Below are 22,849 nucleotides of genomic sequence, written 5' to 3'. Positions count from 1 at the left end.
GGGTGGTGACCAGCGATCCCACGATGAGGGAGGCCTCCGTGCCGCGAATCGGGTTGTGCCAGCTCACGGCGGCCGAGGATCCCGAAACGAACCTGAAGCTGATTCGCGAAGGCGTGACGGCCGCGGCGGCCGAGGGCGCGCGGATCGTGGTGTTCCCCGAGGCGGCGATGGCGCGCTTCGGCATCCCGCTCGCACCCGTCGCGCAACCCTTGGACGGCCCCTGGGCGTCCACAGTGGCGGCTCTCGCCGACGAGCACGGCGTCGTGGTCGTCGCGGGCATGTTCACGCCGTCGCCCGACGGACGCGTGAGCAACACGCTGCTCGTCACCGGTGCCGGGCATCACTTCGGCTACGACAAGATCCATCTGTACGACGCGTTCGGGTTCGCCGAGTCGGACACGGTCGCCCCGGGGACCGCGCCCGTCACCTTCGAGGTCGACGGCGTGACCTTCGGCGTCGCGACCTGTTACGACATCCGCTTCCCCGAACTCTTCCGGAAGCTGGCCGACGACGGCGCCGACATCGTCCTCGTGCCCACGTCCTGGGGCGCGGGCGAAGGCAAACGTGAGCAGTGGGAGGTGCTGGTGCGCGCCCGCGCGCTCGACTCCGGCTGCTGGGTGCTGGGCTGCGGGCAGGCCGACCCGGCCACGACCTCGACCCCGGTGAACCCCAAGGCGCCGACCGGGATCGGCTACTCCACGGTGTCCGACGGTTTCGGCCGCCTCCACACCCAGCTGGGCGCCGGGCCGGAACTGGTGATCGTCGACGTCGACCCCGCGGTCAGCGGGAAGGCGCGGGCGGCGACGGGGGTTCTGGCGAACCGTCGCCTGTAGCGTCCACCGAGCGCTCGAAGAAGGATTCGAGCACCACGATCGTCTGTGTCCCGGTCACGCCCTCGATCGCGTACAGCCTGCGCAAGGACGCCTGCAGCTCTTCGGTGGTCGGCGTGCGCACCTTCACCAGCAGCGAGGCCGGGCCCGCGATGATGTGCGCCTCGACGACCTCCGGCAGCGCTTCCAGCGCGGCCTTCGTCGGTGCGTCGCCTATCCACGAGCCCGCCTCGACCAGCACGAACGCCATCACGCCCCGGCCCACTGCCGCCGGGTCGACGTCGACGGTCGTGCGCCGGATGACGCCCTGTTCGCGCAGTTTGCGGACCCGCTCGTGCGCGGCGCCCGCGGACAGCCCGACCGTCTTGCCGAGCGCGGCATACGCCTGAGTCGCGTCCTGCTGCAACGCGGTGAGCAACATGCGATCCATGTCATCCATGCCTTGACCATATCAAGTTCGGCGGTTCATGATGATCGCAATATTTCATTCGGAACACTGGGGTTCTCATGGACATGGTCAAGGCGCAGTTCGAAATGCTCGACGAGCGGTTCGCCCGCGTCAACGGGGACGAGTGGATGCAGCGGCTGCACACCGGCTGCCGCTGGACCGAGGGCCCCGCCTACTTCCCCGCCGGGCGGTACCTGGTGTTCAGCGACATCCCGAACGACCGGGTCCTGCGCTGGGACGAGACCACGGGCGCGGTCGGGGTGTTCCGCGAGCCCGCCGGATTCCACAACGGGCACACCGTCGACCGGCAGGGCAGGCTCGTCAGCTGCGAACAGGGCAACCGCCGGGTGACCCGCACCGAGCACGACGGCACGACGACCGTCCTCGCGGAGACCTATCAGGGCAAGAGGTTCAACAGCCCCAACGACGTCGTCGAGTCCTCGGACGGCGCGATCTGGTTCACCGACCCGAGTTACGGCATCGACAGCGATTACGAGGGCCATCAAGCCGAGAGCGAGATCGGCGCCTGTCACGTCTATCGCGTCGATCCGGTGGACGGTTCGGTGCGGATCGTCGCGGACGACTTCTCGCGCCCGAACGGGCTGGCGTTCTCGCTCGACGAGTCGCTGCTCTACATCGCGGACACGCGGCAGAAGCCCAGCCACATCAGGGTTTTCTCGGTGGACGACGGTCGGCTTTCCGGCGGCGAGGTCTTCGCGACGAGTGACGCCGGCGGTTTCGACGGGATACGGCTGGACGCCGCGGGGCGGGTCTGGGCCGCCGCGCACGACGGCCTGCACTGCTTCGCGCCCGACGGCACGCGGATCGGGAAGCTGCGGGTGCCGGAGGTCTGCTCGAACCTGACCTTCGGCGGGCCGCGGCGGAACGACCTGTTCATCACCGCGTCCAGTTCGGTGTACACGCTGCGGGTGAACTTCTCGGCCCCACGCATTTAGAGGACGAAACGCGGAGGGGGTCTAGCGCAGCAGGCCTTCCCGGATCGCCACGCGGACGAAGCCGGCGCGCCGCCGCTCGCCGGTCTTGTCCCGGATCCGGTCGAGGTAGGACCGCACCGTCCGCACGCTGATGTTCAGGATCTCCGCCACGTCGACGTCCCGTTCGCCCGCCGCGACGAGCCGCAGGACCTGCTTCTCCCGCTCGGAGAGGACGATCTTGGGCCCGGCGTGGCGGTCTTCGCTGTCCTGGATGATCATCCCGGCCAGCGTCGGCGACACGTACGCGTTGTCGTCGGCGATGGTGCGGATGGCGCGCAGGAGTTCGTCGCCGTCGACGTCCTTGGACAGGAAGCCTTTCGCCCCGGCCTGCATGGCGCCCAGGACCTCGGGCTGCTCGGCGTGCGCGGACACCACGAGCACCTTGTGCCCCATCTGCCCCACTTCGAGCACCGCGGCGGCGTCCTGGACACCACGCAGCTTGAGGTCGAGGACGACCACGCTGCCGGGAGGCTGCTCCTGGACGGCGAACCGCGCGACGGAGTCCGCGACGGCGCCCAGCTCGATGTCGGGCGCTTCGGTGAGGACACGCGCGACGGCGTCCCGGTACAGCGGATGATCCTCGATCACCCCGACGTTGATCGGCGTGCTGCGTTTCGGCTGCTGCTCGTCTGCGTTCACCGGCGTCCTTCGAATCCGCCCGCGTCGGCGCGGGGCGCGACCGGCCGAGACGGACCGGGCACCTCCGGCGGAGACGCGAGCCCGAGCTGGATGGCCTTGCGGACCAGACCGGCCCGCCTTCTCTCTCCGAGTTTGTCACGGATCCGGTCCAGATAACCGCGGACCGTCCGAACTCCGATGCCCAGGATGCGGGCGATGTCGACGTCGCGTTCGCCCGCCGCGACGAGCCGCAGGACCTGCTTCTCCCGCGCGGAGAGCGCGACGTCCGGAGCGGACGCGGGACGGTCGGCGTTGTCCTTGATGATCATTCCGGCCACCACCGCGGAAACGTAGGCCCGGCCGCGCGCGACCGTCCTGATCGCGGTCAGCAGCTCGTCGACGTCGACGTCCTTGGACAGGAATCCCTTGGCACCGGCCGCGATCGCGCCGAGCACCTGCTCGGGCTCGGCCTGCGCGGACACCACGAGCACGTGATGCCCCAGTTCGCACACCTGGAGCACGGCCGCCGCCCCGGCGATCCCCGGCAGGCCGAGGTCGAGCAGCACCACGCTGCCGGGCGGCTGCGGGTGGACGTGGAACCGGGCGACCGAATCGACCACCGCGCCCAGTTCGATGCCTTCGGCCTCGGTGAGGACCCGGACGACGGCGTGCCGGTACAACGGATGGTCTTCGATCACCGCGACGTCGACCCGGTCGGTCTCCGGCCTGTCTTCGGTCAGCTGCACGTTCCGATCACCCCGTCCCACCCGCCGCGGACACCGCACGACCCGCTTGCGCCGGATCCAGCGCGGGACCGCGCGGAACCAGTGCCAGCAATCCATTCGGAACCGGTTGCCGTTCGGCTTGGCCGTAGCCGAGGGAAGCGAGTGCCTCAGTGCTCGCCACCGGGTACTTCTGGCCCGTATCGGTGACGACGTAGACCGTGCCGGAACCGGATTCCGCCACCACCGCGCCTCCCGACGGGGGCACGAAGACGGCATCGGCGACCAACGCGTCCGTCCGCGCCGTCACCGGGATCGCCTTCGCACCTTGCGGCAACGGGACTTGTGCGGAGATAACGATTCGAGAACCCTGGGCGCATAACGTCACGGACTGTCCGGTAACGGGCGCTTTTCGCGGGATCCGGTCGGGATACTCCGCGGGATCGGCCCCACCCGCCCTCGCCGTGCCGACCTTCGCCACCGCGGCGACGTCGGCCGCGCGTACCGCGACGGGCGCCGGGACGCCGGTGTAGGCGTCGGCGTTCTGCGGGGTGTTGATCAGCAGGCTCGCCTCGGTCTGGCCGATCGGTTCGAGCCCCTCGGCACGGACGAGGTAGTACGACGTCGCGTCGTTGGGCGACGCCATCGCGTCGACGACCCCGAGCACCGAACCGACCTTCGTCGAGACGCCGCCGACCTTCGGGCCGGGCCGCCCGGCGTCTTCGACCGCGCGGTAGGCCAGATCGCGTCCGGCGGCGACGGTGCCGATCCACCGGGAGGACACCGCGATCGCCGGGTAGGTGTCGAACTGCAACGCCGTGGCGGCTTCGGAAGTGAGCTTGTAGCGGCGCCCGGCCGTCACGAGGTAGCGCTCCCCTTCGGGGACGCGGACCACGACGGCCTGATCCCTCGGCAGGTCGATCCCGGCGGCGGGCGCGCCGAGGAGCACCGTCGTCTCCGGTTCGGCGGACGCGGGCGCGTCCTGGGTCGTGCGCGAGCAGCTCGTCCACGGGGTGTTGACGAGCGCGGCCGCCGCGGGCAGCGAATCGGGGGCGCCGGGGATGCCGATCTGCGAACCCCTCGGCGCCTTCGCGAGCTTGTCCGATGGGACGGTCACAGTGGCCTCGCCGTTGCCGCCCGCCATCAGCCGCGCGGAGGCGTAGTTGAGCACCGGGTGCAGAGCACCGTCCTGGCCGAGGATGTAGCGGGCGCCGGTGCCCTCCTCGACGATCACCTTGCCGCCGGCCAGCCAGTCTTTGCCGCCGGAGGGGTTCAGCAGGCCGATCACGCCGAACACCGCGGTGACGAGCAACGCCACGCCGAGGCCGCACAGGGTGCCGATGACGAGCCTGCGGCTCGGGGCGACCGGATGGTTGGCGTCAGCCGAGACCAGTGCCGAAACCAGTCTCCTGCGGAGGAATTGGTAGGCCTGGATCTGGTCCCGCTGCGTCCACACGCTCCCGTCCCCCGCCGTTCGTGCCCACCCGTTCCGAGGGTGCTCACGTTAGGTCCGGCCCAGGTTCGCGGTGAGGGTATTTTTTACGCCCCTCCCCCGCGCGGGGCGGGGTTACCGTCGGGCGCGTGCACGGAGAAGGGGAAGTCCTTGTCGGTTGATGCCCCGGCCCGCCCGGCCAAGGAACACGCGCCCGCGCGAGGTGTCGCGGGTGCGGCGCCTCTGCCCTGGCTGCTGCCGGTCCGCCCGCTGCAGGCGGCGCTCTGGGAGATCGCCGGGATCGCGATCCTGCTGGCCTTCACCGTCGACGGGGTCCCGCAGGCCGCGCGGATCAGCATCGCCGCCGTCGCCGGCGTCCTCGTGCTGACGACCTCGGTTCGTTTCGCCGGACGCCATGTCGCGGGCTGGCTGCTCACTTGGGCCGGTTACCGGCTGAAGCGCCGGGAGAAGCCCGAAGTCCCCGATCCGCTGCACCGGCTCGCCGGCCCGGTCCGGGTGCGGCAGCACGTCGACCGCGCGGGCAACCGGTTCGGCGTCGCCGAGGTGAGCGACGGATGGAGCGCGATCGTCCGGCTCACCCCCGGTGCCGTGGCGCCGACGCCGGACCTGCTCGTCGGCATCCTGCGTGACGCGTACACGAGCACCGGAATCCCTTTGTCCAGCGCGCAATTGCTGACCTGGACAGTCCCCAATGGACAGTCGGTGTTGCGCGTTCGCTGGCTCACCGTCCGGTACCGGCCCGAGGACGCGCCGATCGCGGCTCTCGCCAGGGGCGGCGGGGAACTGGGCGCGTTGCGGAGCACCGCGTGCGCGGCGCTGTCCCTCATGGGCGCGCTGGCCGAAGCCGGGTTCGAGAGCACCGTGCTCGAAGCCGGTGAGGTGGCGGAAAACCTGCGTGTCGCGCTCGGCAGCGGCCAGGGCGCGCCGGTCGACGGCTGGCGTTCCTGGGACTGGGGCGGCGCGTCGCAGGTCTGCTACCGGCCGCGGTCCGAGCGGGATCTCGCGCGGACACTGGATCTTCACGTCCCCGGCTCGGCGTTCACCGCGACTTCGTACACGCTGTACCGCTCCCCCGGCGGGCGCGAGAAGTCCGAGGTGACCATCCGGGTCGGCGGGCGGCCGGGAGCGGAAACGGTGCGGCCGAACGGGATCGCGGTGACCCCGCTGCACGGACGGCACGCGGCGGCGGTCCGGCGGACCCTGCCGCTGGCGCTGGAGAACTGAGGGGACGGTCCGTGGAGGATTCCTTTCTTCTCTGAGGGTAGGGAAGGAATCCTCCACGGACGTGACGCATTTCGTCCTCTGAATGCGATCGTCGCGTCGCGCAACGATCGCATTCAGAGGACGAAATGCGGGAAGAGAGGGATCAGCCTCGCACGGCCTCGTATACGCCCGCGATCATGCCGACGAACGGGATCAGCGAGAGCAGCACCACGAACTCGACGATATCGAGAGTCCTTGCCCAGTAAGGGGAACGCCGTCCCTTCGCGACACGCGTCGCGTAGGTGAGACAGACGCCCGCCGCGACGACGACGGCACAACCGGCGGCGAAGACGAACGAGCGCGGACCACTCGCGGCGAGCCAGAAACCGGCCGCCACCAAGGCCGCCGCCCCGAAACCGACGAGCACGAGCCGCTGCGAACGGCCGGCGAACGCACGCGAGCGCAGCATCAGCGCCAGGCCCAGCAGCGCGCACAGCCCCGCTTCCCAGGCTCCGCCGGACGACGACAGGACCACCGACGCCGAGACCACGACGAGCCCGAGCGCGACGAGCAGCCCGGTCAGCAACGCCTGCGCGTACGTCGTCCCGCCGACCATGTCCTCGCCGAGCGAAGGGTTCTCGTCGGCACGGAACGAGTCCATGTCGTCCGGCACCCGCGGCAGCGGCAGCCTGCCGAGCCGCAGCGCCATCATCGGCGCCACCGCGGCCAATGCCGTCGCCACGACGGCGACCACGGCGGCCGCCGAAACCGGGCGGACGTCGGCCAGCAGGACGACGGCGGTGGTGATCGCGCCGAGTCCGGCCGCGACGGTCACCGCGACGAACCACGGCAACCGGTCCGCCACCGAAACGGCCGCGATCACGCCGTACACGGTCACCACCGCGAGCCCGGCGGCCAGCGGTCCCGCCGACAGGGAGAACAGCGGGTGCGGCGACAGGATCGACATCCCGGCCAGCAGGGCCGCGCCGACCCCGGCGAGGGCACCGGCGGCACCGGCCTCCGCATCGCCGTACGCGCGGCTCAGCGCGCCGCCGCCGAGAACCAGGACCAGCGCGAGCAGCCCGGTCCCGATCGGCGCGAGCACACTCCCGGACGCCGCCGCCTGCACCAGCAGCCCACCGGCGAGCAGCAGCACCACGGACGCGACGATGCCCGCCTTGCGTGCCACCGACGGTCCCCAGCGGCCGGTCCCGGCCTCGGCGACGCTGGCGATCGAATCGACGACGTCGTCGAACAGCAGCGGACCCCGCGGGCGTTCCCGCGGGGTCAGATGGAGTACTTCGCCGTCGCGCACCTGCGCGGCGGCCACGGTGAGCCCGAGCGCGAGCGGCGCGCCGCCGAGGCGGGACAGCACCCAGCCGGGATGTTCGGCCGACGCCTGCCCCGAAGCACCCGCGAGCCGCACGAGCTGCGGGACGAGTTCGGCGAACGTGCTCTGTTGCGGCAGCGCCACATCGACGCGCGCCCGCGGTGTCACCACCGTGACGCGCCGGGTGGAGCCCGCGATCGCGGCCGTCATGCTTCGATCGACTTGGCGGACTCGATGACCGGGGCGAACTTCGCGCTGCTGGCCTCGGCCAGCTTCTGCAGCCCGTTGTTGACCGCCTCCAGCACGATCTCCGAGAGGTTGCGCGCGTCGTACTGACGCACCGCGCGCGGGTCGATGTCGATCGAGGTGAACCGGCCGTCCCCGCGCAGCACGACGGTGACCTCGTTCTGCCGGGAGTGCGCCTTGACCTCCATCGCCTCGACCGAACGCTGGATGCGCTGCACCTCTTCGGTCTGCTTGCGGACCTGGTCCAGCAACTCGTCCATGTCCGGCATGGCGTAGGGGTCGGTGGTCACGAGTCTTCTCCTTCATCTGCGGTGGTATCCCGCCGGACGTGGACGCTGCCCACGAACCGCCGGAAGTCGTCGCCGAGGCCGCGGGCCGCCTCGGGGGTCGCGGTGCAGGCGATCTCGAGGATCAGCCGCTCGGCCGGGCTCGCCCCCGGCACGGTCAGCTGCACCTGCGTCTGGACGAGGTCCTGTCCTTCGCCGGTGCGGATACGCAGCACCTGCGTCACGCCCGGCGCGATCCCGGTGCCGATCACCTTGCGCCGCACCACTTCGAGCGCGGCCATGGACCGGCCGAGACGTTCGACGGCCTCGTCGGCGATGTCGGTGATCTGCGCCTGGTCCGGCCGTTGCCCGACGCTCAGGGTGATGTTCGGGGTGAACTCCGACGCGGTCCCGCGGTGCACCGCCACGAAGACCGCGCCCTCGGCACCCACGGACGACGGCTCGACCGGCACCCACCCTTCGGGGATGTCGAAGCCGAGAGGAAGGGAGACCCGGTCCTGTGTCGCCATGTCGTTCATCCCCGTCACCACGTGCCCACGTAGGAGATCGCGTCGTCCCACGCCTCGCCGACGGCGTCCGCCGCCTGGCCCGCCGCCCCGCTCACCGCGTCGACGGCCGCACCGCCGTACTCGCCGAAGGTGTCCGCGATCTTCGGCAGGTCGATGTCGATCTTCGCGCCGACCCCGGCACCGAGCCCGAGCGCGACACCCGCCTTGAAGTTGACCTTGATGTGCCCGGCGTCGTAGACCGCCTGGCCGTCGAGCTGCGCACCGAGTCCATATTGGAGGGTGCCGCTCGCACCGACGCCCACGCCCGCCACGTCCGCCGCGAGCTCGCCTTCGATCTTGCCGCCCACGAAGGCGTTGGCGTGCACGCCGACCCCGTGCGCGCCAGCCTGCAGCGATCCGTTCACCTCACCGCCGACGAACGCGGTCCCCTTGGCACTGGCCGAAGCGACGCCCCATTCCTTCTTGCCTTCGAGTTCTTCCTTGAAGGCGGCCAATTCGGCGTGCCCGGACGCCTTGAAGTCCCAGCCCTGCGTGGAGATCTTGGCGTCCCACCCCGGGGTGAAGCCGTCCTGCTCCTGCTTCCACTTGGCGTAGGTGATCTCGGTGTTGCCCCAGGCCTTTCCGCCCAGGGTCTCCGGCTTCGGCCTGCCGAATGGGGTGTCGCCCGCCCGCGGGGCGCGCGTGCCTTCGAGGCCGTCCCAGGTGAGCTTCTTCCAGCCGGAATTGCCGAACCACGACGGATGCGAACGCGGGCGCTTGCGGCCGTCGAGCGCTTCGCCGTTGAGCCAGTACAACGGGCCGCGACCCCATTTGCCGAGCTCGTGCTCGATCCGGCCGGTGCCCTCCGGCGGGAACAGCCGCGCGAGTTCCTCGCTCAGCTCGTCGGCGATCTCCTGCGCCGCCTGCGCCGCGCGTTCGCCGAGCTGGCGGGCGGCGGAGATGAACGCGTTGACCACGTTCGCGTTCGCCGTCCGCGCCTGGCTGGTGAGCTGCGCGGCGTACTGGTCGAACTGCGCGAGGATCGAGTCCACACAGGACTTCGCGCCCTGCAGCGCCTGCGCTCCCGCCCGCAGCCGGTTCGACTGGTCGCTCAGTTTCGCGCCGAGCTCGCCGAGTTCCTGGCACAGTTTCGCGGCGGAGACGGAGAACGCCGTGTAGGCGTCGCCTTCCCAAGACGCGTTGAGCGCCTTCGACGCCTTGCCGATCTCGTCCGCCCGGCCGGACACCGTCGACGCCCGCTCGCCGCACCGCTGACCGGCCGCGGTCAGCGCCGACGGGTCACCGGTGACCCGCCGCTGGTACTCGACCACGAGCCGCCGGTAATTCGACAGGATCGAGCTGACGACGCCCGAAGCGTCGACCACACCGCTCCCCCACACGGTTTACCTGCCCTTCGCCGGTGAATCCGCGCCCGCGTCGATGTCGATGTGCTGCTCGAAGTGCTTTCCGCCGTAGTTCATGTCGATGTCGATATCGATGTCCTGACCACCCGGCGCCTGCACGGTGGACTTGCCGGTGCTCAGGTCGGTGGTGATGGTGACGGTGTTCCCGTTGCCCGCGACCGCTCCCGCTCCCGGGAACGAGCCCGATGAACCCGCGCCGCCGCCCGAGGGTCTGTCCACCGGGATCCAGGCGTCGGCGCCACCCGGCCAGTTGCCCTGGGATCCGTTGCCGCCCAACGCCGGCGGCCGGTACTGGGTGAACGGCGGCGTCTCGCCCGGCGTCGAACCACCGCCCGCGCCGCCACCGGAACCACCGATCGCGGCCTGCCCCGAACCGCTGGCGACCGAACCCGGCGCCTGCGGGTTGGTGACCGGGGTGCCGGAGACCGCCGAGTTGCCCGCCGCGCCGTTGTCACCGGCGTCGTTGTGCCCGAACAGTTTCTGGACCTCGCCGATGATGGTGGCGATCTGCGTGATCTGGTTGGCGAGGTCGACCACGCCGAGCGCCTTCAGCAGCGCGCCGATCGCGGTGATGAACGCGCGCAGCGAAGCACTGGTGGCGGTGGAAAGCGCGACCGCGGCACCGTAGGTCCACGGATTCGACATCAAGCCCGCGACCGTCGGGTTCACCGCCGAGACCACCGCCTTGTACGCGGTCTGCGCGGTCTTGATCAGCGTCCCGGCGATGCCGAGCAGCTCGGCACCCTTCTGCACGACCTGGATGATCTTGGTCAGCGAGTTCAGGGAATCGGTGATCTTCTTCAGCGCGGAGTCCGACGCGCCGCCGGACCAGATCTTGCCCAGCTGCTCGGCGGCCTTCGTCACCTCGTTGTACATGGTGAGGAACTCGTTGGCCTTCTTGAGCACCTCGAGCACGTGCTTCGCGATCTGCTCCGGCTGGCCGGTGAGGATCTGCGGCAGGATGGTGATCGGCCCGCCCGAGGACGCCGTGGCGTCCATCGCGCTGGAATTGGGGTAAGTCAGCATGTCGCTCCTCAGGCCCGAAGTCAGACGGAAGCCGGGCGGTAGACGCTGACCTTCGCCAGGCCGTTGATATCCGCTTCGACGAGTCCGTGGTTGTAGAGCAGCCCGCCCTCTCCGGCGATGGCGATGATCGGCTTGCTGTCGGAGAACAGGAGCGGCTCGACCACGACGACGTCGCCGCTGTGCACACCGCCCGGTACGTCGCCGAAGTTGCGAGCCGTACCCGCGTAGACCTCGATGACCCCGACCCGCGCCTGGTTGTCGGCGTCACCGGCCAGCCAGTCGTTGAAATCCGAAACGCCGTGGAACCGCGTGTCGGTGATCGGGTGGTCGCCGAGCTGCCCCAGCCGCGCGTCCTCCAGGTAACGCAGCACGTTGCCGACCGAAGACGGCTCGCCGTTGGCGCCGGCGCTGTCGTTGATGGCCAGGGTCGCCAGCTCGGAGGCGTGCGAGTTCCCCCAGATCGACGAAGACGTCGATCCGGCACCGCCGCCGGGGCGGCCGCCGTATCCGCCCGCGACCGCCTCGTCGGCGGCCTGGTACGCGTCGGCGCTGCTCTTGATGAAGCCGTTGATCTGCTGCAGCAGCTGCAGCAGGGTGCGGACCGCGACCACCTGCTGGCTCTGCATCGCCGTGTTGGCCGCCGCCACCGCGCTGCCGAACGTGGCGAACGACATCGGCTGCAGGACGGTGCGTTCGAGGTCGGCGACGACGTTGATGCCCTGCATGATGATGCCGCCCAGGTTCCCGACCGCCGAGCGCATGGCCTCGGGCTCCGCCCGGTACTCGCCCGTGCCGACCATGGCTCTCCTTCTCTCGTTCCCCCACGTCTGCGTGACCAGCAGCGTAAGTTCGCCACCAGACGTGAGCGGACGGCAAAAGTACCCACCGCAAGGGCGGCACGAGTGGCCAGAATGATCGGCAGGATTACCCACAAGCGGCCAGAAAGACCCTGATGAGCGCCACTCGCGACCGCCTGCCGGCCCTGGGCGAGCAGCCCGGTGAGATCGTCCTGCAGTCCCCGCCGATGCTGCCGAAGGGCTCCTCCGGCGGAGCCATGCAGCTGCTGATGTTCATGCCGATGATGCTGGGCATGGGCGCCATGTCGTTCGTCTACATCGGACGCGACGGCGGGGTGATGACCTACATCTTCGGCGCGTTGTTCCTCACCGCGATGGTGGGCATGGTGGTGATGTCGCTCGGCCGCGGCGGCGCGCAGAAGAAGGCGCAGATCAACGAGGAACGCCGGGACTACCAGCGGTATCTGACCGGTCTGCGCGGCCAGGTCCGCGAGATCGCGGACAACCAGCGCGCGGCGATGGCCGCGCTGCAGCCCGACCCGGCGGATCTGTGGGCGTACATCGAGACGGGGAAACTGTGGGATCGCCGCAAATCCGATCCGCAGTTCGGGCAGGTGCGCGTAGGGACGGGACCGCAGCGGCTGGCGACACCGCTGAAGGCTCCGCAGACCGTGCCGCTGGAAGACCTCGACCCGGTGTGCTCGACGAACCTCAAGCACTTCATCCGCACCTACTCGACGGTGGACGGGCTCCCGGTCGCGATCTCGCTGCGATCGTTCGCGCAGGTCAGCCTGTCCGGCCGCCGCCCGGACACGCTCGGCACGGCGCGGGCGCTGCTGACCCAGCTCGCGACCTTCCACTCGCCCGGTGACCTGCGGATCGCGTTGTGCGTCAAGGACGACAGGCTGCACGACTGGGAATGGGCGAAGTGGCTGCCGCATGTCGCCTCGACCGCGGCCGACGCCGCCGGTCCGCGGCGGCTCGTGGACGCGGACTCCGGGAAGCTCGCCGACCTCCTCGGCCCCGACCTCGCCGACCGGCCCGCGTTCACCCGGCGGCCGGACACCCGGCTGGACCTGCCGCATGTCGTCGTGATCGTCGACGGCGGGCACGTCCACGGCGACACCCGGCTCGTCGCCGAAGAAGGCAGGCTCGGCGTCACCGTGGTGGAGATCGGCACGGAGCAGCCGCGTTCGGTCTCGTCGGACCGGCTGCTGAGCCTGCACATGAGTCCCGATCAGCTCGGCATGGTCGTCGGCGACGGGACGGAGCAGCGGCTCGGGTTCCTCGGCAAGCCGGACACCTTGGACCGCGGGGCCGCCGAGGCGCTGTCCCGGATGCTGACGCCGCTGTTCCAGGGGGCGGCGGTGGTCAGCGAGGCGCCGATGTCGGCGACGTTCGGGCTGGCGGGGCTGCTCGGCATCGGCGATCCGCGCGACACCGACACCGCGGTCACCTGGGCACCGCGTTCGGCACGGGACCGGCTGCGGATCCCGTTGGGTGTCAACCCCGAAGGCAGGCCCGTCGAACTCGACCTCAAGGAATCGGCGGAAGGCGGCATGGGTCCGCACGGTCTCGTCATCGGCGCGACCGGATCCGGCAAGAGCGAGCTGCTGCGGACGCTGGTCACCGCGCTCGCCGTCACGCATTCTTCGGAGAAGCTCAACCTCGCGCTGATCGACTTCAAGGGCGGGGCGACGTTCGCCGGGATGACCGGGCTGCCGCACACCTGCGCCGTCATCACCAACCTGTCCGACGACCTCGCGCTGGTCGACCGCATGGCGGACGCGCTGAACGGCGAACTGTTGCGGCGTCAGGAGCTCCTGCACGCCGCCGGGAACTACGCGTCGGTGCGGGACTACGAAAAGGCCAGGGAATCGGGCGTCAACCTGCGACCGCTGCCGTCGCTGTTGGTGATCATCGACGAATTCAGCGAGCTGCTGTCGTCGCGGCCGGAGTTCATCGACCTGTTCGTCGCGATCGGGCGGCTGGGCCGGAGTCTCGGGATCCATCTGCTGCTGGCCTCGCAGCGCCTGGAGGAAGGACGGCTGCGCGGGCTCGATTCGCATCTGTCGTACCGGATCGGCCTGCGGACCTTCTCCGCGTCGGAGAGCCGCGCGGTGCTCGGTGTCGCGGACGCCTACCAGCTGCCGCCCGTGCCTGGTTCGGCGTATCTGAAGTCCGACAACGACACCCTCATCCGGCTCAAGGCCGCGTACGTCTCGGGGGAACTGCCGCCGCGCAGCAAGATCGTGCGCAAGGACGGCCGGAGTCTCGGCCTGATGCCGTTCACGCTGGCGCCGGTCGAGATCCCGGTGACCGTAGAAGCCGAGGAGCCGGTCGAAAAGGGCACCGGCGAGACGATCATCGGCGCGATGATCTCGCGGATCGAAGGCAAAGGCCCGGAGGCGCACCAGATCTGGCTTCCTCCGCTGGCCGAACCGCCCACCCTGGACCAGCTGCTGCCGCCGCTCGGTGAAGACCCCGAACGCGGCTTGTGCCCGCTGGGCTGGGGCGGCAACGGCAAGCTGATGATCCCGGTCGCGTTGGTGGACAAGCCCTTCGAGCAGCGGCGCGACATGCTCTGGGCCGATTTCTCCGGTGCCGCCGGGCACGCGCTGATCGTCGGGGCGCCGCAGAGCGGCAAGAGCACGCTGATGCGCGACATCGCCGCGATGCTCGCGCTGACCCACACACCGGAAGAGGTCCAGCTGTTCGTGCTGGACATGGGTGGTGGCGCGCTGGCGCCGATCGCCGGGTTGCCCCACGTGTCCGGCTACGCGACGCGGCGCGACGCCCAGCGGTGCCGGCGGGTGGTGGCGGAGCTGACGACCCTGCTCGAACAGCGCGAGGAGTTCTTCTCCGCCAACGGGATCGAGTCGATCACGACGTTCCGCCAGCGGCGCTCGGAGTTCCGGGAGAGCACGGAAGGCCGCGAATTCGGCGACGTCTTCCTGTTCGTGGACAACTGGACCACGATCCGCCAGGAATACGAGCAGCTGGAGGAACAGATCACCAGCCTCGCGTCACGCGGGCTCGGTTTCGGTATCCACGTCGTCGTCTCGATCAACCAGTGGATGGGCATGCGGGCGCCGTTGCGGGACGCGATCGGCACCAAGTTCGAACTGCGGCTCGGTGAACCGGCGGACTCGCTGATCGACCGCAAGATCGCGCAGAACGTCCCGGCGGACCGGCCGGGACGCGGGCTGACCGCGGACAAGCTGCACTTCCTCGCGGCGCTCCCGCGGATCGACTCGGACCAGCGGCCGGACACCGTCGGCGCCGGTGGGCTGGATCTGAACCGCCGGATTTCGGCGGCCTGGAATCGTGCGGCGGCGCCGCAGGTCCGGCTGCTGCCCGCCGAGGTCCCGCTGGACTCGCTGGAAGCCGGGCCGCGCAAGCAGGTCACGCTCGGCATCGCGGAATCGAATCTGCGGCCGGTGCACCTTGATTTCGCCACCGAACCGCACTTCCTGGCCTTCGGCGATGTGGAATCCGGCAAGAGTTCGCTCCTGCGCGCGATCGCGCACGGCATCGTGTCGAAGTACTCCCCGGAGGAAGCGGCGATCGTGGTCGCCGACTACCGGCGCGGGATGCTGGGCGCGGTGCCGGATTCGCATCTGCTCGGCTACGCGGGTTCGGAAACCGTGCTGAGCGGGCTGATCGAGCAGTGCCAGCAGGCGATGCGGAACCGGCTGCCCGGCGCGGACGTCACGCCGGAGCAGTTGCGGAACCGGTCCTGGTGGCGCGGTCCGGAGCTGTTCGTGCTCGTCGACGACTACGAGATGGTCGCGACCGTCGGCCGGAACCCGTTGCAGCCGCTGCTGGAATTCCTGCCGCAGGCACGGGACATCGGGCTCCACCTCGTCATCGCGCGCGGCAGCGGCGGCGCAGGACGGTCCCTGTTCGAGCCTGTGCTGCAACGGATCCGGGAGCTGGGTTCGCCCGGTCTCGTGATGTCCGGCTCGCGGGATGAAGGGGCGCTGCTCGGCGACGTGAAGCCGGGACCGCAGCCAGCCGGGCGGGGTGTGCTGGTGTCGCGGCGGCATGGGACCGGGCTGGTGCAGGTGGCGTGGACGAAGCCGGTGGAGGACTGAGCACCGGCTGTAGCCGGCTGTACGAACAGCGTCTGGAGTTGCTTGCCGCGACCCCCACCGGCCGCACCTACACCGCAGCCCCCCAGCCGCGCGGGATTACGGAATGACTCGCGGGGATGTCCCCGGCGCGAGTGTCCACAACGGACACCTTGCGCGGACTGCGCGCCCGATTGATGTCATGGAGTCCGATTCCTGCGGGGGTCGTGAGTGATAAAGAGGGTTAGAACGACCATTGCCACTCACGACCCCAGGGCCACACTGCGCAAAGTGCCCAAATCAGACTCTTTTTCCTCGAAAAGTGTCCTTATTGGACAGCCTGAGGGGCATGCCAGACCTCCCCGACGAGCAGCTACCCCTCAGGACAAGTACTGATGCACCGCACCGCGATCGTCGTGCTCATCTCGTTGCCAGGCCCGGAGATCATGCCGGTCAGCAGCTTGTCCAGATCCTCCCGCACCCCGCATCCCGAGAACGGCGGGATCTCGAAGCTGCTCGTGAGCACCGTCGGCGGCGCCGTGTCCTGCAACCCCGTCAATCCCTTGACCTTGATCGTCAGCGGAGCCGCCGTTTTGCAATTGGGCCCTAGATCGAGCACCTTGCCATCGACCTTGGTGTCGCTCAGCCGAAGGCCGAGACTGAGCGTGAGGTCGATGATCACCGACAGGTACTTCTTGCCGTCCGGGAAAAGCCTCGGGGCCACCACACCCGCGTCGCCGGGGTTCTTCACCAATACCCCGTGTTGGTCGCCCTCGGAAACCAGGCTGACAGTGCTCGTCACCGGCATGAAGCGAAAAGCCACGAAATACGCGCCCACCGTGGGTGGCAAAGTGATCGACCCCGTGAGGGTTTCTTTCACCGAGTCGACAGTGCCATCGAAACGTCCCTCACCGGTAGCCAGTTGAGAGTTCAGCTTCGCGATCCGCGACACGGTATTCCGCACGAAATACGACGCCTTCAAACCCGCGGCCATGGTGGGCGCGTCCGCGCGCGGAGCGTCGACCTCGCCCTGGGCGGCGGAAGCCGAGCTCAGCGAAAAGGCTCCCAGCGAGAGCACCACGCCGGCCGTGAGCAGCCGGAAGGCGCGTCGATTCGCCAGAGTCATAGGGCTCAAATCCTTCACAGCCAACGGAATCGAGGTAGCGGACCGAACCGTACTCGGCGCCGTTCGCACCAGGCAATCCATACCCGCGCGCTTGTCATCCGCCTCAGAAATCCGGCGCACTCGATTGTGACGCGCGTGATAACGAATCGAAGGGGTTGACGCCTCTCGCATAACGACGGCAGGCTGGGAAAGCGAATCGAACACAAGGGGGAATTGTGAAACTTTCGAGGCGCGCGGCCACCAGCGCGTTCACCAGAGCGTTCACCAGCACTGTCACCGCAGCGATCGCCGTCGTCGGCCTGCCCGGCACGGCGGCGGCCCAGACGCGAGGCTGGACGATGTCCGTGTCACCGTCGACGAATCTCGCCGCCGAACAGACCGTGACCGTCACGGCCGGCGGTCTCGACGCCAACCGCCAGATCCTGCTGCTCGAATGCCCCACCGAGGACGGCAGCTGTTACGTCATCGGATATCCGACGGCGGACGCCAACGGCGTCATCTCGACCACCGCCACGGTCTACCGGCATATGTCGTTCGACGACCGCGCTTACGATTGCAAGACCTTGAGTGGGGGTTGCTCGGTCGTCGGCAGCGATTTCTCCACGGGTGGCGAATTGGTCAAGGTGCAGCTCACCTTCCGATAGCGGAGGCGATCTCCCGGGCACAGGCCAGAGCCTCGTTCACCCCGGTGTCCACCTCGACGTCGTAGACCACGCCCCGGTGCACGATCTCGGCCTGCGCCTCCGCCATTCCCGCGACCCGGTCCCCGCGAGCCATCTCCCGCCCGGCGGCCACGGCACCGTCACACCGGACGCCGACCCAGAGCACTTCGAGCCCGTCCAACGCGTCGCGCCACCGCTGCTGTGACGCGGCGCCGCCCAGGAAAACGTCGTCGATGACGACCCGGGCCCCCGCCCGCACCATCGCCGCGACACCGGCCATCCACGCGTCTTCGAGCCGCCGGAAACCCGCTCCGACGCTCACCCCGCCGTCCCCGGCGAAGTCGATCCCCTCGTCGACCGCGGCGGGCATGGCGCCGATCAAGGTGTCCACGCCGAGGGTGAGCCAGGGGTCCGGCAGTACCGCTTGCAGACAGCGGGCGATCCCCGACTTGCCGGAACTGGAGCCGCCGTTCAGCACGATCACCCTGGTCGTCACTCCGACAGCCTAAAGACGAACACTTTTCCAGCAAAACGGATACAACGGACGCGCCAATACATTCGTCACGGCGGTTACCGACTTCGGTAGGTTACTAAAATCCTTACCGCGACCTAACTTGGTGAAACCGTTTCGACTCGAAACGGTTTCCCCGACGCAGGCCGAAGGGCGTATTCATGCGTATGTCCAAGATCGTCGCAACGGTGGCGGGCGCCGCCGCGGCGCTGACCCTTGCCGCCACCCCCGCCGCGAACGCGGGCCAGGACATCATCGGCGGCGGCACCGTGAGTTCCGCGCCGTGGGGCGCCCAGATCTACTGGGACGACGCCACCGCGTTCGGTGGTTTCAACTGCTCCGGCACGATCATCGCACCGCAGTGGGTCCTCACCGCGAAGCATTGCCTCAACAAGCCCGGCATGCACGTCAAGGTCGGCAACGTCAACCTGAACCAGGGCACCGAGGCCGACGTCGACCAGCAGAAGGCCGCCCCGAGTGGCGACATCGCCTTGCTGCACCTCACGACCGCGGTCAGCACGACCTACATGAAGCTCGGCACCGCGAACCCGGCCAACGGCACCACGAACCAGATCTACGGCTGGGGCCGCACCCAGGGCAACAACCCGCCTTCGAGCGTCCTGAAGACGGCCAACGTCCGCATCACCGGCACCAGCAGCGACGCGTACGGCGGCCAGGCCATCGCCAGCGTCGGCATCAACGGTTCCGCCTGGCACGGCGACTCGGGCGGCCCGCAGCTCGCGAACGGCGTCCAGGTCGGCGTCTGCTCGACCGGCAGCAACTCCGGCACGAACCCGCAGGGCACCCAGAACTACGCCAGTGTCGCGGCGAGCCGCAGCTGGATCCGCACCACCGCGGGAGTCTGAGACGACCGACTGGGGGCCGTTCGCGTGCGGACGGCCCCCAGTCCAAAGTAGACACACTGAGCGTCAGACCAGTTGGCGCATCGGCCGAAGCGAAAGCGCCGAACCCGCCGCCACGACGGCGATGATCCCGGCGCCGGCGACCAGCGTCCAGAAGTCCGGGTGCACGATGGACTGTCCTCGCTGAGCCTGCCAAGTGAGCAGCACGAGCAATCCCGCGAAGCCCACCGAAGCGGTCCGCACCAGGTTCCGCCGGACGAATTCCGATTCGAGCACCGGATACCGCCCGGCGAGTTTGAGCAGCCCGAAAGCGACCAGCGGCAGCACCTGGATCGCGTGGATGCCGAAGAAGTGCGGGATCCGCATGTCCCCGCCGACCGTGCTCCACCCCAGCACCGGCAGCCCCGGTCCGCCGTCGGGCACACCGACCGCGTGGGCGCCGACGATCGACGGCCGTTCGCCGGCGCGGAACTGGGCCATTTGCTGTTCGTTCGGCCCGAACATCAGCAGCGCGATCCCGATTCCGGCGACCGACAACGCGGCACCCGCGCGCAACGCGGAATTCATCGCCCGGTCGGGAAGACGTTGGAACAACAGGAGAATCGCGATGGCCGCCGTCGCCGCCCAACCGGTGAAGGCGCCGTTCGCGACCATGTTGTTGATCCACTGGTCGACCGGGGTCTCCCGGTTGAAGTGCAGCGTCCGCCCGCGGACGGCGATCTGCCAGAACAGCAGCGCCATGTCCATGCCGAGGCCGACCGCGAACACCGTCCCGAGCCACCAGCCGAGCCGTTTGCCGCGGGTCAGCTGCCCGATCAGCCAGGCCAGGGTCACCGCGTAGAGCCCGACGGAAATCGTGAACTTGAGCGGTTTGAGCCAAAGGGGCGCGTTGACGAGGCTGCGATCGTCGAAAACCAGACCCCCGAGCGCGATCACGCCGAGTACCGCCATCGCCGCCGTCAAGATCATCAGCGGGCGGTGCGGTACTGCCCTGGATCCCTTGTCCACCATGGATTCGAGGGTGCCGCGAAGCTCCGATCCGGACACTGGAGTACTCCCCCTGATCGAGGGTGGGGAAAGCCCTACCGCCGACCTGTGGGTAATAGTGCCGTCACCGCGACCGGCAGTTGTGCCGTTTGACCGCACTCCCCTCTTTTCTAGCGTGTCCTTCACAAGAGCAGACAGGGCGTCCCCTGGTGCTCACCGGGATTTCCAGCGAGATGAGAGGAGGTGGCCCATCAATGACCGGTACGGGATATCAGGCAGACGCAGCTGCGATGGCGCGCGCCGTCCAGGGGTTCGAGGAAACCGCGTCGAACGCCAAGACCACGATGGCCAGCCTGGAGAGCGAGCTGACCCAGACCCTGCACAACTACAAGGGTGACCAGGCCGTCGCGTTCTGGGACCTGCAGCGCCGCCTGCAGGAGAAGATGACCATCGCCGTGAACGAGCTCAACACGATGTCGCGCCTCGTTCACGAGAGCAACCGGAACTACAACTCGGGTGACGAGCAGGTCCGGGAAAGCCTCACCGGCGTCAGCGGAGTCGTCGACCAGACCGTGATCCACCGGCTGAACCCCTGATCCGCGAGAGGACCACCAATCATGGCTGACGTCGTCGAAATCAACTTCGCCGCGCTGCAGCACAGCTCGGCCTCGCTGGCCGCCAAGGCCAAGGCGCTCACCTCACAGCTCGAACAGCTGCACACCAACCTGCAGCCGATCACCCAGACCTGGTACGCCTCCGGCAGCTCCGCCGGTGAGGCCGCCCGTGCGTCTGAAACCCGCCTGCGCCAGGCCACCGCGGACATCGTGGCGATCATCGCGCAGTTCGGTGGCAAGGTCGGCGACGCCCACGATCTCCAGCACAGCCTGGAGAACCGCAACCAGGGCCTGTTCGCCGGCTGATCCCCAACCGTCGGCCGGCCGGTGCTTTCACCCCCCTCGGCACCGGCCGGCCGGCTTTGCGCGTAGTCGTCCCTTGTTGGCATGGCCGATTTCGAGAGAGCCGGGATCAATGCAAGACCAGTCGTACTACGTCCATCTGGAATCACTGAAGGACTTCGTGCGGGAACTGGAGACCCAGATCCACGCGATGTCCAAGCCGAACGACTTCCTGCTGACCTTGAGCGAACAGCCGCTGCTGTTCGGCGAGTTCGGGGAGGCGGGTTCACTCAACAAGGCGCACCAGGCCGCCGTCGCCGAGATGCAGGGCCTGCTGGATCAGGTCAAGGGCGCGATCACGTTCGCGCAGGACGTCACGACGACCGTCGCCGACGGTTACGCGGCGGCCGACGATTCGGTGGCGGGCGACATGCACCACTCGAGCCAGCAGACCGGGCTGCTCGATCCGCTGCTCAACGTCCTCGGGGGCGTGCTGGGCGGTAACAGCGGCTCGAACGGCGGGGGGAACAAGGGATGACCGACACCGCGCACACGAACTTCGCCGCGTATTCGCACCAGCAGCTCTACGCGATGCTGCAGGCGGGCGACCCCAACACGGCCCGCCACGCGGCCCACAAATGGCAGTCCACCGGCTCCGGGCTGTTCGAGCAGGCCGAGAACCTGACCGGCGAGCTGAAGGACTTCTCCACCAGCTGGACCGGCGGAGCGGCCGACAAGTACCACACGATGATCACCGACCTCGTCGGCGGAATCCGCAAGGTCGCCCAGACCGCGAACGCGATGAACCACCTCCTCGAGGACGCGGCGGACGCGCTGGTGAAGGCCAAGAAGGAGATGCCGCCGCCGGTCGCGGTGCCGGACGTCTCCCCCGCCGATCTCGCGCTGGCCGTCAATCCGCCGCTCCTGCCGCCGGATTCGTCGCAGGCGACGATCATCAACGCCGCCCAGCAACGTCAGCAGGCCATCGCGAACGTCGAAGCGCAGCAGCAGGCGGCGAGCGCGGCCAGCGCGGCGCACAGCAAGGCGATCGTCGTGATGACGCAGCTCGCGGGCGAGTACTCCACGGCCGAGGAGTCGATTCCGGCCTCGCCGAACGCCGTCACCCCGCCGCCGGTCACCGGTGGCGGCACGGCCCCCGGCGGTTCGGTCGGCAACAACATCGGCGGGACGCCGGGTGTCGGCGTCGTTCCCGGCGACAACACGCATCCGCTGCCCTCGGACGGCTCCACGCCGCCCACCACCGGGCAGCCCGGCCAGCCGCCCAAGTCGAACCCGTTGTTCGGCGACATGTTCACCGCCGGTCTCGCCGCGGCTTCGGCCGCCGCGTTCGGCCGGTTCGGCTCGATCATGCCGCGGGTGCCCGCGTGGGCGAACGGCAAGAACGACAAGGACAAGAACGGCGAGCCCGCGGGCGGCGGTGCCGGTGCGGCCGGCGCGACCGCCGGTGGTGCCGGCGGCGGTATCCCGATCGGCGGTGGCGGCGCGCCGTCGCTGGACGGTGGCGCGATCGGCGCCGGTGGCGGTGGCGGGTTCTCCGGCCCCGGTGAGGCCCCGGCCGCGTTCTCCGGTCTGGCGGGCGACGGCGGCTCGGGCAGCGCGATGAGCGGGCTCGCCGGCGGAGCGGCCGGTGCCGCGGGCGCGGCGGCGGCCAAGGGCGCGATGCCGATGATGCCCATGATGCCGATGGGCATGGGCGCGGGCGGCGACATGGGTTCCGGACGACGGATCCCGCCGTGGCTCGTGGAGACCGAGAACGTCTGGGGCCAGTCGTCCCCGGTCGCTCCCGCCGTGCTCGGCGAAGAACCCGAACAGTACTGATTTTCCCGACCAGGAGAGGCGGCTC

General features: G+C 69.3%; 23 protein-coding genes. 10 read left to right on the top strand and 13 right to left on the bottom strand.

Annotated elements, in window-relative coordinates:
- Positions 1 to 38: 38 nt before the first annotated feature.
- Positions 39 to 833: a carbon-nitrogen hydrolase family protein gene (locus ED92_RS31700; RefSeq protein ID WP_037345691.1), complete on the top strand. Its 795-nt coding sequence runs from the start codon at positions 39 to 41 to the stop codon at positions 831 to 833.
- Here ED92_RS31700 and ED92_RS31695 read toward each other — a convergent pair.
- Entirely contained in the window at positions 781 to 1,269 is a 489-nt protein-coding gene (locus tag ED92_RS31695) for an Lrp/AsnC family transcriptional regulator (protein WP_037344819.1), read from the bottom strand. The genes ED92_RS31700 and ED92_RS31695 overlap by 53 nt on opposite strands.
- Positions 1,270 to 1,337: 68 nt before the next feature.
- Here ED92_RS31695 and ED92_RS31690 point away from each other — a divergent pair, with 68 nt between their 5' ends.
- A complete protein-coding gene (locus ED92_RS31690; RefSeq protein ID WP_037344816.1) occupies positions 1,338 to 2,234 on the top strand; it encodes an SMP-30/gluconolactonase/LRE family protein in 897 nt (298 codons plus the stop codon).
- 21 nt (positions 2,235 to 2,255) lie between these two features.
- Here ED92_RS31690 and ED92_RS31685 read toward each other — a convergent pair whose 3' ends face one another.
- The 3 genes from ED92_RS31685 to eccB are packed head-to-tail and all read right to left on the bottom strand — an operon-like array spanning position 2,256 to position 5,069.
- Entirely contained in the window at positions 2,256 to 2,912 is a 657-nt protein-coding gene (locus ED92_RS31685; protein WP_037344813.1) for a response regulator transcription factor, read from the bottom strand.
- On the bottom strand, positions 2,909 to 3,637 hold the full coding sequence (locus tag ED92_RS31680; RefSeq protein ID WP_161791127.1) for a response regulator transcription factor: 729 nt from the start codon (positions 3,635 to 3,637) through the stop codon (positions 2,909 to 2,911). The genes ED92_RS31685 and ED92_RS31680 overlap by 4 nt, the downstream gene beginning before the upstream one ends.
- Positions 3,638 to 3,644: 7 nt before the next feature.
- Positions 3,645 to 5,069, bottom strand: a complete 1,425-nt coding sequence (gene eccB / locus ED92_RS31675; protein ID WP_037344811.1) for a type VII secretion protein EccB — start codon at positions 5,067 to 5,069, stop codon at positions 3,645 to 3,647.
- A gap of 147 nt (positions 5,070 to 5,216) precedes the next feature.
- Here eccB and ED92_RS31670 point away from each other — a divergent pair, with 147 nt between their 5' ends.
- Positions 5,217 to 6,290 (top strand): type VII secretion protein EccE, encoded by a 1,074-nt coding sequence (locus ED92_RS31670; RefSeq protein WP_037344809.1) that lies wholly within the window; start codon positions 5,217 to 5,219, stop codon positions 6,288 to 6,290.
- Positions 6,291 to 6,432: 142 nt separating this feature from the next.
- Here ED92_RS31670 and eccD read toward each other — a convergent pair whose 3' ends face one another.
- Genes eccD through ED92_RS31640 form a run of 6 tightly spaced genes read right to left on the bottom strand, consistent with a single transcriptional unit; the run spans position 6,433 to position 11,870 of the window.
- Positions 6,433 to 7,809, bottom strand: coding sequence for a type VII secretion integral membrane protein EccD (gene eccD / locus ED92_RS31665; protein WP_037344807.1), 1,377 nt, complete (start codon positions 7,807 to 7,809; stop codon positions 6,433 to 6,435).
- Complete coding sequence (locus ED92_RS31660) at positions 7,806 to 8,135, bottom strand: YbaB/EbfC family nucleoid-associated protein (protein ID WP_016336001.1); 330 nt, start codon at positions 8,133 to 8,135, stop codon at positions 7,806 to 7,808. Before ED92_RS31660 ends, eccD begins: the two co-directional genes overlap by 4 nt.
- A complete protein-coding gene (locus ED92_RS31655; RefSeq protein ID WP_037345687.1) occupies positions 8,132 to 8,641 on the bottom strand; it encodes a hypothetical protein in 510 nt (169 codons plus the stop codon). The genes ED92_RS31660 and ED92_RS31655 overlap by 4 nt, the downstream gene beginning before the upstream one ends.
- A gap of 14 nt (positions 8,642 to 8,655) precedes the next feature.
- Complete coding sequence (locus ED92_RS31650; protein WP_081975969.1) at positions 8,656 to 10,005, bottom strand: WXG100 family type VII secretion target; 1,350 nt, start codon at positions 10,003 to 10,005, stop codon at positions 8,656 to 8,658.
- Positions 10,006 to 10,023: 18 nt separating this feature from the next.
- Positions 10,024 to 11,070 (bottom strand): hypothetical protein, encoded by a 1,047-nt coding sequence (locus tag ED92_RS31645; protein WP_037344801.1) that lies wholly within the window; start codon positions 11,068 to 11,070, stop codon positions 10,024 to 10,026.
- 20 nt (positions 11,071 to 11,090) lie between these two features.
- Positions 11,091 to 11,870 carry a WXG100 family type VII secretion target gene (locus ED92_RS31640; RefSeq protein WP_037344800.1) on the bottom strand — a complete coding sequence of 260 codons (780 nt, stop codon included), beginning with the start codon at positions 11,868 to 11,870 and terminating at the stop codon, positions 11,091 to 11,093.
- A 152-nt stretch (positions 11,871 to 12,022) separates the two neighbouring features.
- On the opposite strand from ED92_RS31640, the gene eccCa reads away from it, so the two are divergent.
- Positions 12,023 to 15,964 (top strand): type VII secretion protein EccCa, encoded by a 3,942-nt coding sequence (gene eccCa, locus ED92_RS31635; RefSeq protein ID WP_052120976.1) that lies wholly within the window; start codon positions 12,023 to 12,025, stop codon positions 15,962 to 15,964.
- 349 nt (positions 15,965 to 16,313) lie between these two features.
- On the opposite strand, the gene ED92_RS31630 is transcribed toward eccCa, so the two are convergent.
- Positions 16,314 to 17,066, bottom strand: coding sequence for a hypothetical protein (locus ED92_RS31630; RefSeq protein ID WP_037344797.1), 753 nt, complete (start codon positions 17,064 to 17,066; stop codon positions 16,314 to 16,316).
- Positions 17,067 to 17,281: 215 nt separating this feature from the next.
- On the opposite strand from ED92_RS31630, the gene ED92_RS31625 reads away from it, so the two are divergent.
- Entirely contained in the window at positions 17,282 to 17,710 is a 429-nt protein-coding gene (locus ED92_RS31625) for a neocarzinostatin apoprotein domain-containing protein (RefSeq protein ID WP_037344795.1), read from the top strand.
- Here the strand turns inward: ED92_RS31625 and cpt are convergent.
- On the bottom strand, positions 17,697 to 18,224 hold the full coding sequence (cpt, locus tag ED92_RS31620; protein WP_037344794.1) for a chloramphenicol phosphotransferase CPT: 528 nt from the start codon (positions 18,222 to 18,224) through the stop codon (positions 17,697 to 17,699). The two genes, ED92_RS31625 and cpt, sit on opposite strands and share 14 nt — an antisense overlap.
- A 182-nt stretch (positions 18,225 to 18,406) precedes the next feature.
- Here cpt and ED92_RS31615 point away from each other — a divergent pair, with 182 nt between their 5' ends.
- On the top strand, positions 18,407 to 19,105 hold the full coding sequence (locus ED92_RS31615; protein ID WP_037344791.1) for a trypsin-like serine protease: 699 nt from the start codon (positions 18,407 to 18,409) through the stop codon (positions 19,103 to 19,105).
- 63 nt (positions 19,106 to 19,168) lie between these two features.
- On the opposite strand, the gene ED92_RS31610 is transcribed toward ED92_RS31615, so the two are convergent.
- Positions 19,169 to 20,113 carry a hypothetical protein gene (locus ED92_RS31610; protein WP_037345683.1) on the bottom strand — a complete coding sequence of 315 codons (945 nt, stop codon included), beginning with the start codon at positions 20,111 to 20,113 and terminating at the stop codon, positions 19,169 to 19,171.
- Between the two features lie 230 nt (positions 20,114 to 20,343).
- Here ED92_RS31610 and ED92_RS31605 point away from each other — a divergent pair, with 230 nt between their 5' ends.
- The 4 genes from ED92_RS31605 (at position 20,344) to ED92_RS31590 (ending at position 22,824) form a co-directional block, all read left to right on the top strand.
- Complete coding sequence (locus tag ED92_RS31605) at positions 20,344 to 20,685, top strand: WXG100 family type VII secretion target (RefSeq protein ID WP_076153289.1); 342 nt, start codon at positions 20,344 to 20,346, stop codon at positions 20,683 to 20,685.
- A gap of 21 nt (positions 20,686 to 20,706) precedes the next feature.
- Positions 20,707 to 21,009: a hypothetical protein gene (locus ED92_RS31600; protein ID WP_005155348.1), complete on the top strand. Its 303-nt coding sequence runs from the start codon at positions 20,707 to 20,709 to the stop codon at positions 21,007 to 21,009.
- A gap of 109 nt (positions 21,010 to 21,118) precedes the next feature.
- Positions 21,119 to 21,523: a hypothetical protein gene (locus tag ED92_RS31595; RefSeq protein WP_037344789.1), complete on the top strand. Its 405-nt coding sequence runs from the start codon at positions 21,119 to 21,121 to the stop codon at positions 21,521 to 21,523.
- Positions 21,520 to 22,824, top strand: a complete 1,305-nt coding sequence (locus ED92_RS31590) for a WXG100 family type VII secretion target (RefSeq protein WP_037344787.1) — start codon at positions 21,520 to 21,522, stop codon at positions 22,822 to 22,824. Before ED92_RS31595 ends, ED92_RS31590 begins: the two co-directional genes overlap by 4 nt.
- Positions 22,825 to 22,849: the final 25 nt, after the last annotated feature.

This window comes from Amycolatopsis sp. MJM2582 (genome assembly GCF_000754115.1).
GTDB lineage: Bacteria > Actinomycetota > Actinomycetes > Mycobacteriales > Pseudonocardiaceae > Amycolatopsis > Amycolatopsis japonica.
Note: the sequence above shows the minus strand (reverse complement) of the source record. Positions and strands in the feature narration are given on the sequence as shown.